13 protein-coding genes are annotated in these 12558 nt (G+C 61.1%); all 13 read right to left on the bottom strand.

Annotation, left to right across the window (positions count from 1 at the left end; translation table 11 throughout):
* Positions 1 to 19 precede the first annotated feature (19 nt).
* The gene (gene ureC / locus FHT87_RS14970) at positions 20 to 1732 is read right to left on the bottom strand and encodes an urease subunit alpha (RefSeq protein ID WP_183802950.1); all 1713 of its coding nucleotides are present in this window, start codon (positions 1730 to 1732) and stop codon (positions 20 to 22) included.
* Positions 1733 to 1735: 3 nt separating this feature from the next.
* Positions 1736 to 2359: a Urease operon accessory protein gene (locus FHT87_RS14965; RefSeq protein WP_183803983.1), complete on the bottom strand. Its 624-nt coding sequence runs from the start codon at positions 2357 to 2359 to the stop codon at positions 1736 to 1738.
* A 16-nt stretch (positions 2360 to 2375) separates the two neighbouring features.
* Positions 2376 to 2786, bottom strand: a complete 411-nt coding sequence (locus tag FHT87_RS14960) for a lysozyme inhibitor LprI family protein (RefSeq protein ID WP_183802947.1) — start codon at positions 2784 to 2786, stop codon at positions 2376 to 2378.
* A 27-nt stretch (positions 2787 to 2813) separates the two neighbouring features.
* Positions 2814 to 3119, bottom strand: a complete 306-nt coding sequence (locus FHT87_RS14955; protein WP_183802944.1) for an urease subunit beta — start codon at positions 3117 to 3119, stop codon at positions 2814 to 2816.
* Between the two features lie 10 nt (positions 3120 to 3129).
* Positions 3130 to 3378: a DUF1272 domain-containing protein gene (locus FHT87_RS14950; RefSeq protein ID WP_183732238.1), complete on the bottom strand. Its 249-nt coding sequence runs from the start codon at positions 3376 to 3378 to the stop codon at positions 3130 to 3132.
* Positions 3379 to 3388: 10 nt separating this feature from the next.
* Positions 3389 to 3691 carry an urease subunit gamma gene (locus FHT87_RS14945; RefSeq protein ID WP_183732241.1) on the bottom strand — a complete coding sequence of 101 codons (303 nt, stop codon included), beginning with the start codon at positions 3689 to 3691 and terminating at the stop codon, positions 3389 to 3391.
* Between the two features lie 20 nt (positions 3692 to 3711).
* Entirely contained in the window at positions 3712 to 4536 is an 825-nt protein-coding gene (locus tag FHT87_RS14940) for an urease accessory protein UreD (protein WP_183732243.1), read from the bottom strand.
* 176 nt (positions 4537 to 4712) lie between these two features.
* On the bottom strand, positions 4713 to 5408 hold the full coding sequence (gene urtE / locus FHT87_RS14935; RefSeq protein WP_007816041.1) for an urea ABC transporter ATP-binding subunit UrtE: 696 nt from the start codon (positions 5406 to 5408) through the stop codon (positions 4713 to 4715).
* A 1-nt stretch (position 5409) separates the two neighbouring features.
* A complete protein-coding gene (gene urtD / locus FHT87_RS14930) occupies positions 5410 to 6165 on the bottom strand; it encodes an urea ABC transporter ATP-binding protein UrtD (protein WP_183732246.1) in 756 nt (251 codons plus the stop codon).
* Between the two features lie 3 nt (positions 6166 to 6168).
* The gene (gene urtC, locus FHT87_RS14925; protein ID WP_183802940.1) at positions 6169 to 7332 is read right to left on the bottom strand and encodes an urea ABC transporter permease subunit UrtC; all 1164 of its coding nucleotides are present in this window, start codon (positions 7330 to 7332) and stop codon (positions 6169 to 6171) included.
* Positions 7329 to 8963, bottom strand: a complete 1635-nt coding sequence (gene urtB / locus FHT87_RS14920; RefSeq protein ID WP_183802937.1) for an urea ABC transporter permease subunit UrtB — start codon at positions 8961 to 8963, stop codon at positions 7329 to 7331. Before urtB ends, urtC begins: the two co-directional genes overlap by 4 nt.
* Before the next feature lie 104 nt (positions 8964 to 9067).
* Positions 9068 to 10360, bottom strand: a complete 1293-nt coding sequence (gene urtA, locus FHT87_RS14915) for an urea ABC transporter substrate-binding protein (protein ID WP_183802934.1) — start codon at positions 10358 to 10360, stop codon at positions 9068 to 9070.
* A 185-nt stretch (positions 10361 to 10545) separates the two neighbouring features.
* Positions 10546 to 12450, bottom strand: coding sequence for a phosphatase PAP2 family protein (locus FHT87_RS14910; RefSeq protein ID WP_183802931.1), 1905 nt, complete (start codon positions 12448 to 12450; stop codon positions 10546 to 10548).
* Positions 12451 to 12558 lie beyond the last annotated feature (108 nt).

The raw sequence follows: 12558 nt of genomic DNA, 5'->3' as shown, positions 1-12558 counted from the left end.
GCCCACAGATGAAACGGCCTCAGAACAGGAAGTAACGCTGCGCCATCGGCAGCACCGTTGCCGGTTCGCAGGTCAGCAACTCGCCATTTGCCCGCACCTCGTAGGTTTCCGGATCGACCTCGATTTCAGGTGTCAGGTCATTGTGGATCATCGACGCCTTGGAAATGCCGCCGCGGGTGTTCTTGACGGCAACGAGATCCTTGGCGACACCGAGACGACCCTTGATACCGGCATCGAGCGCGGCCTGCGAAACGAAGGTGACCGAGGAATTCGTCAGGCTCTTGCCGAAGGAGGCAAACATCGGCCGGTAATGCACCGGCTGCGGCGTCGGGATCGAAGCGTTCGGATCACCCATCGGGGCCGCCGCGATGGAGCCGCCGAGCAGCACCATATCCGGTTTCACGCCGAAGAAGGCCGGGTTCCATAGGACGAGGTCGGCACGCTTGCCGACTTCGATGGAGCCGATCTCATGCGACAGGCCATGCGCGATCGCCGGGTTGATCGTGTATTTAGCAACATAGCGGCGGACGCGGAAATTGTCGTTGTCGCCCTTTTCTTCCTTCAGGCTGCCGCGCTGGCGCTTCATCTTGTCGGCCGTCTGCCAGGTGCGAATCAGCACTTCGCCGACACGGCCCATGGCCTGGCTGTCGGACGAGATGATCGAGAAGGCGCCAATATCGTGCAGGATGTCTTCGGCCGCGATCGTCTCTTTGCGGATACGGCTTTCGGCAAAGGCGATATCTTCGGGGATCGACGACGAGAGGTGATGGCAGACCATCAACATGTCCAGATGCTCGGCGATGGTGTTGACCGTATAGGGCCGCGTCGGATTGGTAGATGACGGAATGACGTTCGGCTGGCCGCAAATCTTGATGATGTCGGGTGCGTGACCGCCACCCGCACCTTCCGTGTGGAAGGCATGGATGGTGCGGCCCTTGATGGCGCCGATCGTATCTTCCACGAAACCGCTCTCGTTCAGCGTATCCGTGTGGATCATCACCTGCACGTCATATTCGTCGGCAACCGACAGGCAGCAGTCGATGGCGCCTGGTGTCGTGCCCCAGTCCTCGTGCAGCTTCAGCGAGGTCGCACCGGCAAGCACCATTTCCTGCAGCGCGCCCGGCAGCGACGCATTGCCTTTGCCGGCAAAGGCAAGGTTCATCGGGAAGGCATCGGCAGCCTCGATCATGCGCGCAATGTGCCAGGGGCCGGGCGTGCAGGTCGTCGCCAAGGTGCCATGTGCCGGCCCTGTGCCGCCGCCGAGCATGCAGGTCACGCCGCTCATCAGCGCTTCCTCGATCTGCTGCGGGGCGATGAAATGGATGTGGCTGTCCATGCCGCCGGCCGTCACGATCTTGCCTTCTCCGGCAATCGCTTCCGTACCGGGACCGACGATGATGTTGACGCCGGGCTGCATATCCGGATTGCCGGCCTTGCCGATCGCAGCGATACGACCGTCCTTCAGGCCGATATCGGCCTTGTAGATGCCGGTGTGGTCGATGATGACGGCATTGGTGATAACGGTATCGACCGCCCCACCTGCCCGCGTCACCTGACTCTGGCCCATGCCGTCACGGATGACCTTCCCGCCGCCGAACTTCACCTCCTCGCCATAGGTGGTGAAATCCTTTTCGATCTCGATGAAAAGCTCCGTATCGGCAAGGCGGACCTTGTCGCCGGTGGTCGGACCAAACATGCGGGCATAAGCCGCGCGGGAGATCTTGTAGGGCATCTATCAGGCTCCTTGGGAGGAAGAGACGAGCGGTTTTCCGGCAAGCCGCGTGAGGCGGCCGGCTGCAATATAGGAGTCGACGAGCTGCTTCTCGGCGGCAAAGGGATGCCACTCCCAGCCCACATGGCCGAAGCCCGCGAGCGTCACTTCGTCATCGGGAAATCTGTCGAGCACTTCGCCGATCACGATCATGCCGCTGCTCGGCACGACATAAGGCGCTGGCGAGAAGGCGGAAAGCGCCTGATCGACGGCGTCATGAATCTCTTTGTCAACGACCCGATGCTGCTTGCCAGCTTGCATGCAGAAGTCGCTGAATTGGTTGGTGTAATCGTTGCAGAAATCATCGAGTCCGGGATGGGAAACGGCAAGCGGCGCGCGCATCGCCTCGAATTTTGCGGGATCGCGCACACTCCAGATTTCCGAGGCTTCGACAACACCGGGATGGATGCGCCAGCTCTCGGATCCGAGCATGGCCTTGGCAGGGCGGCCGGTATTGCACACGGCCACCACATCGGTGCGTGCGCCTCCGGCGCCATAGGAGCGGCATTCGTTGAAGCGGATGACGAAATCGGCAGCGTCGATGATCTCCGCCCCTCCCTCTCCCACTTCACCGTTGCCGACGATCATGATTGTCCTGCCCACCTTATTGGCCCGTTCCTTCGGAGAGCTCCTTGAGCTCTTTGGTTCTGAGGTCCGTCAGATCGGCAAGGCAACCTGCTACCAGCATCGGCTCCATCGTGCCGCCGCGGGCCTGGAAGCCGTAGTTTTCGCACTGGGCGTCGCGATAGGTGATCCAGGCGCGCTGCGCCTTGAGCAGCGCCTGCTCGGCGCCCTTCATGTCGGCATCGAGGTCCTTGTCGATCGCCACCATGGCAGCGCGCGTCTTCTTGTATTGGGCATTGAGCCCCTTGTCGGCCTCATCGTAACGCGCCTGCGCGCAGCTGGTCATATCAGCCTGTGTCTCTGCATTGTCGCAGTCCACGTCCTCGGCATGGGCAACACCGGTGGCAAACAGCATCACAACTGCACCGATGAGCCCTATCTTCAAGCGCATGAATGTCCTCCCGTCATTTTCTTTTGATTAGAGCCGGCCCATGACGAGCTGGCGGAAGCCATAGACTTCGCGTTTGCCGGACAGCGGAATGAGCGTCACCGAACGGGTCTGGCCAGGCTCGAAGCGCACCGCCGTACCCGAGGGAATATCGAGCCGCATGCCACGCGCCTTGTCGCGATCGAAGGACAGGCCGGCATTGGTCTCTGCAAAATGATAGTGGCTGCCGACCTGTACGGGACGGTCGCCGGTATTGGAGACCTCGAGCGTCACAGTCGGCGCGCCGGCATTGAGCTCGATCTCGCCGCCTGCAGCAATGATTTCGCCAGGGATCATCTATCTCTCCTTAAGCCGCCTTGGGCGCGCAGCCCTCGGCCTTCAAGACACGCTTGGTGGAAGCCGGATATTTCTCGAGCTTCGACGCAGGCCGGATCGGCCTGACAACGAGATTGCCGCCGCAATTCGGGCACTCGCCCTTCAGCACCTCGACACAATCCGCACAGAAGGTGCACTCGAACGTGCAGATCATCGCCTCGGCGCTATCGGGTGGCAGGTCCTTATCGCAGCATTCGCAATTGGGTCGAAGCTCCAGCATGGCGTACTCCTCAGCGGATGGGTTCGTGCACGGTCACAAGCTTCGTTCCGTCAGGAAATGTCGCCTCGACCTGCACGTCATGGATCATCTCGGCAATGCCTTCCATCACTTGGTCGCGGCTGATCACATGGGCGCCGGCCTCCATCAGTTCGGCGACCGGGCGGCCATCACGCGCGCCCTCGACGACGAAATCGCTGATAAGGGCAATGGCTTCCGGATAGTTCAGCTTGACGCCGCGCTCCAGCCGTCGGCGCGCTACCACGGCGGCCATGGAAATCAACAGCTTGTCTTTTTCTCTCGGGGTGAGGTTCATTGTCTATCCGCTTATTGAACTCATAGATTCCAGACTTTCGGCACAGGCGCTCCATTGCGCAAGGCGGAAATGACAGGGATGAGGATTTTTCTGAGCGCAAAGCCATCGGCTGCGGCAAGGCGCACGACGATCTTGTCGCTCCAGGCGCTTGCCCCGCCCATATGCCCGTCCACCAGCGGCCGGACCTTGGCAAGATAGGCTTCCGACATCGGCCCGGCATAAAGCACCGTCGCGAAGGCCACCTGCCCGCCAAGCACAGCCTGCTCTGCCGCCAGCAGCGCAACGGCATCGGAAAGGCGCAGTTCCTCGGCATGAACAAGTTGGCCCGAGCGGCGGATGCGCCAGCGATCGCGAAACAGCCCCGTCTCCATCGTCTCGCCCATGGCTGTGCGACCGAGCAGGATGGCTTCGACGGCAAGGAACTCCGCGCTGTCGTCGAGATCGACATCCAGACGGCGAAACAGCGAGGCGCGATCGAAAAGAATGGTCTCCTGCGGCAGCCAGTCGACGCGGGCACCCGGCCCGACCTCGATCTGCGTCGTCACCTCTGCCGTGCCGGCCGATGCCTTGTAGATCTTCTCGCAGGCCTGGGTCGTCACATCGATGCGCGTACCCGCCCCCGCCGATACGCTCCAGTTCATCCGGTCGCCGCCGGTCAGCCCGCCGGCCGTGTTGATGATGACAGCCTCCATCGAGGCATCAAATGTATCCGGCAGACGGATCTTTGCCGCACCTTCCTGATAAAGCTCACGGATTCGCGTACGCCCATCCTGCACCTTGGCAGCAAGATGCCCGCGTCCTTCCGCTCTCTGCGGTCTCGTGATGCCCGCCGCCGCGCCTGTCATGCCACCCCCGTGCAGATGCCATCCTGTCTGGCATCTTGCGTTGAATGTGTCTGTTGACTGCAACAAAGCAAGTCCCATGCCGCTTTCCGAGAGCCCGTACCCCCACGGGCCGTAAGGATGGCGCGGAAGGCATCTGCCGCAAAATGCGGCAGATGCCGGCGAGTTGGCCAGAAAGATCATACGGTTAGATGGCGGCGCGCTTCCGGCGTGTCCAGCGTCTCGGCAAGACCTTCGTGAACGATCTCGCCGCGATCCATGATGTACACATAGTCGGCAAGCTCGCGGCAGAAATCGAGATACTGTTCGACCAGCAGGATCGCCATGCCGGTGGAATCACGCAGGTAACGGATCGCCCGGCCGATATCCTTGATGATAGAAGGCTGGATACCTTCGGTCGGCTCGTCGAGCACAAGGATTTTCGGCCGCGTGACCATCGCCCGGCCGATCGCCAACTGCTGCTGCTGCCCGCCCGAAAGATCGCCGCCGCGACGCGACAACATCGACTTCAGCACCGGGAAGAGACTGAAGATATCGTCGGGGATGTTGCGGTCGCGGCGGCCAAGCGGAGCAAAGCCGGTCTCGAGGTTTTCCTTGACGGTCAGCAGTGGGAATATTTCACGCCCCTGCGGCACATAGCCGATGCCCTGCTTGGCGCGGGCAAAGGGCGGCAGGCCGTTGAGCTTCGCATCGTTGAACGTGATGGTTCCCGCCGATATCGGGTGCTGGCCTGTGACGGCGCGCAAGAGCGAACTCTTGCCGACACCGTTACGCCCGAGCACGCAGGTGATCTTGCCCATCTCGGCCTTGATCGAGATGCCGCGCAGCGCCTGTGCAGCACCATAATGAAGATTTGCATTTTCAACGGTCAGCATCTCAGCGCCCCAGATAGTTCTCGATCACTTTCGGATCGTTGCTGACGAAATCGATGGATCCTTCCGCCAGCACCGAACCTTCCGCAAGGCAGGTTACCTTCACGCCGAGATCGCGAATGAAACCCATATCGTGCTCCACGACGACGACCGACCGTGTCTTGGCGATATCCTTGAGCAGGATCGCTGTCTCCGCCGTCTCGGCATCGGTCATGCCCGCTACCGGTTCGTCGACGAGCAGGAGCTTCGGCTCCTGCGCCAGCAGCATGCCGATCTCCAGCCACTGTTTCTGCCCATGCGACAGGTTGGCGGCGAACTCATCGCGGCGATGCGTCAGCCGCACCGTCTCCAGGATTTCCTCGATACGGTCCTTGTCCTCGCCGGACAACCGATAGAAGAGCGTCGAGAATACCGTGCGACGGCGGTTCAGCGCCAGTTCGAGATTGTCCCAGACCGTATGGCTTTCGAAGACCGTCGGCTTCTGGAATTTCCGGCCGATGCCGAGCTGGGCAATATCGGCCTCGTCTCTCTTGGTCAGGTCGATATTGCCATTGAAAAAGACCTCGCCTTCATCCGGCCGGGTCTTGCCGGTGATGATATCCATCATCGTCGTCTTGCCGGCGCCGTTCGGGCCGATGATCGCTCTCAGTTCACCCGGTTCAATGACGATAGAGAGCGAATTCAGCGCCTTGAAACCATCGAAGGAGACCGAGACACCATTGAGATAGAGCACGCTGTTGGGTTTGACGTCGGGGATCATGGTCTACTCCGCAGCCTGGATTTTTGCGTCGACGCCTTCTTCGGCAGCGGCCGGCGGCACGCCATTGGATACAGGCTTCCGCTTGCCGAGATATTGGGCGATCGTGCCGACAATGCCCTTCGGCAGAAGCAGCGTGACAAGCACGAAGAGACCGCCGAGCGCAAACAGCCAGTAATCGGGGAAGAGGCCGGTAAAGATCGTCTTGCCGCCGTTGACGAGGATCGCGCCGATGATCGACCCGATCAGCGTCGCCCGTCCGCCGACCGCCGTCCAGATGACGACTTCGATGGAGTTGGCCGGCGCGAATTCGCCGGGATTGATGATGCCGACCTGCGGCACGTAGAGTGCGCCGGCAATGCCCGCCATCATCGCCGAGACGACAAAGGTGAAGAGCTTGAAATGCTCGACACGGTAGCCAAGGAAGCGCGTGCGGCTTTCCGCATCACGCACGCCGACCAGCACCTTGCCGAATTTCGACCGCACGATCGCCGAGGCAATCATCAGCGAGAGTGCCAGGAAGATTGCGGTGACTGCAAAGAGCGTCGCACGCGTGCCGTCCGCCTGCACGTTGAAACCAAGGATATCCTTGAAGTCGGTCATGCCATTGTTGCCGCCGAAGCCCATGTCGTTGCGGAAGAAGGCAAGCAGCAGCGCATAGGTCATGGCCTGCGTGATGATAGAGAGATACACGCCGTTGACGCGCGAGCGGAAGGCAAACCAGCCAAAGATGAAAGCGAGCAGACCAGGTACGAGCAGCACCATTAGTGCCGCAAACCAGAACTGGTCGAAGCCGTACCAGAACCACGGCAGTTCCTTCCAGTTCAGGAAGACCATGAAGTCAGGCAGGATAGGATCGCCATAGACGCCGCGCGGGCCGATCTGCCGCATCAGATACATGCCCATCGCATAACCGCCGAGCGCAAAGAAGGCGCCGTGGCCGAGCGAGAGAATGCCGCAGAAGCCCCAGACGAGATCGAGCGCCAGCGCCAAGAGCGCATAGGTCAGGTACTTGCCGAACAGCGCCATGATATAGGTCGGCACATGCAGCGGATTATCCGCCGCGGTCGCGAGGTTCAGCACCGGCACCAGAACCGCGATCACCAGCAGAATGGCGATAGCAATGGAGATCCGGCGATCGAGAGACCGGAGAAGGAAGGCCGTAATCATGCTTCCACCGCCCTTCCTTTGAGTGCGAAGAGCCCGCGCGGACGCTTCTGGATGAAGAGAATGATGAGGACGAGCACTAGGATCTTGCCGAGCACGGCACCGGCAAAGGGTTCGAGGAACTTGTTGACGACGCCGAGCGACAGAGCGCCGACGAGTGTGCCCCAGAGATTGCCGACGCCGCCGAAGACCACGACCATGAAACTGTCGATGATGTAGCTCTGGCCGAGGTTCGGAGAGACGTTATCGATCTGCGAGAGCGCCACACCCGCCATGCCGGCAATGCCGGACCCAAGTGCGAAGGTAAATGCATCGACCCAGCCGGTGCGAATACCCATGGACGAAGCCATGCGCCGGTTCTGTGTGACCGCGCGCATCTGCAGGCCGAAGGCGGAGCGCTTCAAGAGCATCAGCAGCGTCACGAAAACCGCCATCGAGAAGACGATGATCCAGAGACGGTTCCAGGTGATCGACAACCCGCCGAGTTCGAAAGCACCCGACATCCAACTCGGATTGCGCACCTCGCGGTTGGTCGGGCCGAAGACCGTGCGCACCGCCTGCTGCAGGATCAGCGACACGCCCCAGGTGGCCAGCAGCGTTTCCAGCGGCCGGCCGTAGAGATAGCGGATGACGACGCGCTCGATGATGAGACCGACGAAACCGGTGAAGACGAAGGCGGCAGGCACGGCAAAGGCCAGCGAATAGTCGGCCATGCCGGGAAAATTCGCGGTGATATATTCCTGCACGACATAGGTCGTGTAGGCGCCGATCATCACCATTTCGCCATGCGCCATGTTGATGACGCCCATGACGCCGAAGGTGATGGCAAGGCCGATGGCAGCAAGCAGCAGCACCGAGCCGAGCGAAAGGCCGTACCAGACATTCTGGACGATATTCCAGAGAGCGAGGCTGCGGTTGATGGTCGAGATATGCGTCTGAATGGCAGGTTTGAGATCGTCGGGCGCGGTTGCCAACGCCGTAGTGAGGATGGTCAGCGCATCGCGGCCGCCACGTGCGGCAACCGTATCGATCGCCTGCCTCTTCTCGTCGGCGCTCGCATCGCTCTTCAGCACCATGACGGCGCGCGCCGCTTCCATCGTGCTCTTGATCTCGCCATCCTTCTCATCCGCCAGCGCCGAATTCAGCAAATCGAGATTGGCGGGATCGGCATCCTTAAGGAGCCCCTGGGCGGCTGCAAGGCGGGCGCCGCGATCAGGGCTCAACAGCGTCATCTGGCTCATCAATGTGCCGATGAGCGTACGCACCGAATTGTTGATCCTGACCTTCGACATCGTGTCGGGATCGATATCTGCAACTGCTTCACCGGTGAGCGGATCGGAATAGGTCGGCTCGTCATCCGTGCCGCCCTGAACGAGGACGGGGCCTCCCGCGTCGGAATTGACGTAGAGAAGGCCATCGCTCAGTTGCTGCAATATCTGGCTGACATGCGCATCCTTGGAAGCGACGAGCGCCTTGATGGCCGCTTCGCGCTCCGGAAAACCGCCGACGCCGAGCGCATCGACAAGAGCGTGGACATCATCCTGAGCTTTGAGTCCTGCCGTCACGCCGGCAAGCGCCAGCCCCGAAAACGCGAGGCAAACAGTCAAAAGAAAGATCTTGATGGCGCGATACATCGGCTTTCCCGCCTAAATTATCGTAGCAACCGCTGGGGACGAAGCTTCCGCCCGGATCTGAAATCCGGACGGAAGTCTTAGTGGCTCATGTCGAACGGGCTAACTCAGGAACCCTTGCCGCCGCACTTGCCGGTGGCAACGTTGAAGTTGCCGCAGTTCATCGGCTTGCGCCAATCGGAGATCAGATCCTTGGAGTCCGGCAGGAAGTCGGACCATTCGTCGCCGACGACCGCGGGGGTCTGCTGAACGATTTCGAACTGGCCGTCGGCCTGGATTTCACCGATCAGCACCGGCTTGGTGATGTGGTGGTTCGGCATGACGGTCGCGGTGCCGCCGGAGAGGTTCGGAACAGAGACGCCGATGATGTGGTCGAGAACCGCATCCGTATCGGTCGTGCCGGCAGCTTGGACGGCCTTAACCCAGGCGTTGAAGCCGATATAGGCAGCTTCCATCGGGTCGTTGGTCACACGCTTGTCGTTCTTTGTGTAAGCATGCCATTCCTTGATGAACTTCTTGTTGATCGGCGTATCGACCGATTCGAAGTAATTCCAGGCGGCGAGATGGCCGACAAGCGGCTTGGTGTCGAGACCGGCAAGCTCTTCTTCGCCGACCGAGAAGGCGACGACAGGGATATCGGTCGCCTTGATGCCCTGGTTGCCGAGTTCCTTGTAGAAAGGAACGTTGGCGTCACCGTTGATGGTGGAGACGACGGCCGTCTTCTTGCCGGCCGAACCGAATTCCTTGATCTTGGAAACTTCCGTTTGCCAGTCGGAGAAGCCGAACGGCGTGTAGTTGATGAGGATGTCTTCCTTCGGAATGCCCTTGGATTCCAGATAGGCTTCCAGGATCTTGTTGGTCGTGCGCGGGTAGACATAGTCGGTGCCTTCGAGCACGAAGCGCTTTACGCCTTCGGTGTTCATCAGGTAGTCGACGGCCGGGATCGCCTGCTGGTTCGGAGCGGCACCCGTGTAGAAGATATTGCGCGAGGATTCTTCACCCTCGTACTGGACCGGGTAGAAGAGCAGCGAGTTCAGCTCTTCGAAAACCGGCAGGACCGACTTGCGAGAAGAGGAGGTCCAGCAACCGAAAACGGCCGCAACCTTGTCCTTTTCGATCAGCTCGCGGGCCTTTTCGGCAAAGAGCGGCCAGTCGGAAGCCGGATCGACGACGACGGCTTCGAGCTTCTTGCCGAGGAGACCGCCCTTCTTGTTCTGCTCGTCGATGAGCATCAGCATGGCGTCTTTCAGCGTCGTTTCGGAAATCGCCATCGTGCCGGAAAGCGAGTGCAGAACGCCGACCTTGATCGTGTCGTCGGCGGCAACCGCACCGTGGAAGGCGGCCGATGCGGCCATGACTGCGCCGAGCGCTGCGCCTGTAATAGTGGATCTGAGATTCATCTGGTTGAACTCCCCTCTTCTTGTTCCGCAACAGGGCCGGAAACGGAGATTAACTGTTGCTTAAAGAACTATCGGGTGCTGCAACGCAAAAACACATACGCAAAATGACGTAGGCGGCAGGGGCAAACGGGCAGGTAAAGACAAGACGGGGCATCCCGCGGAGAGGACGCCCTGCCAGTTCGATATTATCCGCCGATCGTCAAGGTGACCGACGTCGGGCCGTAGGAAAGGGTCGCCTTGTGGCCGGAGATGGTGAACTTGTCGAAGATGCCGGTGACGGCTCTTGCCTTCAGGATCTCGATCTTCGTTCCGGGCGCCGGGGCGTAGCCTGGGGCAAGTGTGACGTCGAGAGCGCCGGAGAGTATCGCATTGCCCGCGATGACCAGCGTGCCCGCACGGTCAGCACCGAGCGTCGGCTTCGCCACGGTATTGGCGAGCTGCTGATAATCACCGCCCACAGTCAGGGGCTTATCGGCCGCCAGGACGAGAGAGCCGCCGTTCACGGACAGTCCGCCGGTGCCAAGGGCCGAGGGCGAGCCTGCCACCAGCGCGCCTTCTTCCAGCACCGTGCCGCCGGTATAGCTGTTAGCGCCGGAAAGGCCGAGAATGCCGCTGCCGCGCTTCGCCAGTTTGCCCTTGCCGCCGATATCGTTGCGCCAAGTATCAATCGCGTTGAAGCCGCCCTTTGCGGCATCCATCGTCACGATCACGTCCTGATCGAAGGCGCCGTAGCCGTCTGCCGCGGCAAACAGGTTGAGGCGGCCATAGCCCTCAGCATCATCGAGCAGCGGATAGCCCGAGGCGATCTCCGTCGTGCCAAGCACGTCGCGGCGCTGCTCGCCGTCGAGATAGGGCAGACGCGTTTCGAGAAGCGCTTCGGCCCCCTGCGGCACGCGGGCCGGCTGGTCGGTCCCATGGATGGTGGGCAGGCCGTAGCTCAGGCGCTGCAGCACGTAAGCGCGGTTGGCGTCATGATCAGCGAAACGGTCTGCGGCGAGCGGCGCTGCATGAGCCACGACTTCGAGCGCGCCCGCATCCGCAACGCCTGATTTGGCAATGAGCCATAACTGCGCTTGGGTGTAAGCATCGCTCTTCAGCGCGGCGTTGTCGGCCTTGTTCAGATTATAGACGACCGTGGCGGTGCCGAGCATGCGGCCACCCATGACGTCGAGCGGCGAATGCATGCCGGCAAGGATACGATCTTCGCCCAGTTCGCTGGCGCGCGTGATCATCTCCTGAAAGCGCTGCGGTACGAGATAGGCCATGGCGAGCGCATCCCGCCAGGCTTCCGCCGTATGCCCGCTCGGGAAGCCGCCGTCCTCGACCGGCTTGCCGCTCTTGGCGGGCTCCAGCGTCGGGACGACCGATACCTCCTGGCTCCAGCGGTAGGGACGGCCATATTTGAAATAACGCTTGGCGGGCTCCGTCGAACCGTCACCGCTTGCGGCGTTGATGAAGTCGATGGCAAGGCCCATGTCCGGATTGGCGTCGGTCTTGTTTTCCGCGTCCGGCTTGCTGCCGGCGCCGCGATTGTTGCCCTTGTCGTCGTATTTGACCGTCGTCGCATCGGCCGCGACTTCGGTGATCGTCGTGGTCTGCTTGGAGCCGGCCTTCCAGGCATCGGTCAGCGGACCAAGGCCATCGACGATACTGGCATTCTTGCCGCGGCGATCGTCGAGATAAGCGGCAACCGCCTGATCGTCCGTCCGCGCCTTCGTCGCCTTGACGACATAGGCGATATTGGCGTCATGGACGAGTTTGTTGACGACCTGGCCGTCGGTCTTGCTGAAGGGAATGCCGTCCCAATCCGTTTTGGCAACCGCGGGGCAATTATCCTTGGCTGGGGCCTCTACGCCGGCATCGACGAATGGCGTGCGCGGCGTCCATACGTCGAGGAAGCCGGAGAGAAGATGGACGGCGGCATTGGTGTCCACTGTCGAGAAGCACGCGTCGCCGCGCTTGTTGGTGTTTCCGGCCTCCACATAAGGCGCTTTCGCCGCCGTGGCCTGCTCGGCGGCGGCAAGCGATGGCACAATCGAAAGAAGGCAGACGAGCGCGGTGCTCAGGCGGCAAAGGCTTGGAACAGACATGGTGATACCCGAGATGGTTGAACGGACGGCGGGAGAGTTAGAGCGCTTATGTGACAGACCGGTTTCAAAAATATTGCCGTTCTGTGAATCTGCCGGCGTTCCGCCTCT

Source organism: Rhizobium sp. BK316, assembly GCF_014193695.1.
Lineage (GTDB): Bacteria > Pseudomonadota > Alphaproteobacteria > Rhizobiales > Rhizobiaceae > Rhizobium.
The sequence above is the reverse complement of the archived record's forward strand: the minus strand, read 5'-3'. Positions and strand labels throughout refer to the sequence as shown.

Coding starts and splice junctions, on each gene's coding strand:
- urtD (WP_183732246.1), bottom strand. CDS start 6,165: ATGATCCCCGACGTCAAACCCAACAGCGTGCTCTATCTCAATGGTGTC.
- FHT87_RS14945 (WP_183732241.1), bottom strand. CDS start 3,691: ATGAACCTCACCCCGAGAGAAAAAGACAAGCTGTTGATTTCCATGGCC.
- ureC (WP_183802950.1), bottom strand. CDS start 1,732: ATGCCCTACAAGATCTCCCGCGCGGCTTATGCCCGCATGTTTGGTCCG.
- FHT87_RS14950 (WP_183732238.1), bottom strand. CDS start 3,378: ATGCTGGAGCTTCGACCCAATTGCGAATGCTGCGATAAGGACCTGCCA.
- FHT87_RS14960 (WP_183802947.1), bottom strand. CDS start 2,786: ATGCGCTTGAAGATAGGGCTCATCGGTGCAGTTGTGATGCTGTTTGCC.
- urtE (WP_007816041.1), bottom strand. CDS start 5,408: ATGCTGACCGTTGAAAATGCAAATCTTCATTATGGTGCTGCACAGGCG.
- urtA (WP_183802934.1), bottom strand. CDS start 10,360: ATGAATCTCAGATCCACTATTACAGGCGCAGCGCTCGGCGCAGTCATG.
- FHT87_RS14940 (WP_183732243.1), bottom strand. CDS start 4,536: ATGACAGGCGCGGCGGCGGGCATCACGAGACCGCAGAGAGCGGAAGGA.
- urtC (WP_183802940.1), bottom strand. CDS start 7,332: ATGATTACGGCCTTCCTTCTCCGGTCTCTCGATCGCCGGATCTCCATT.
- FHT87_RS14965 (WP_183803983.1), bottom strand. CDS start 2,359: ATGATCGTCGGCAACGGTGAAGTGGGAGAGGGAGGGGCGGAGATCATC.
- FHT87_RS14910 (WP_183802931.1), bottom strand. CDS start 12,450: ATGTCTGTTCCAAGCCTTTGCCGCCTGAGCACCGCGCTCGTCTGCCTT.
- urtB (WP_183802937.1), bottom strand. CDS start 8,963: ATGTATCGCGCCATCAAGATCTTTCTTTTGACTGTTTGCCTCGCGTTT.
- FHT87_RS14955 (WP_183802944.1), bottom strand. CDS start 3,119: ATGATCCCTGGCGAAATCATTGCTGCAGGCGGCGAGATCGAGCTCAAT.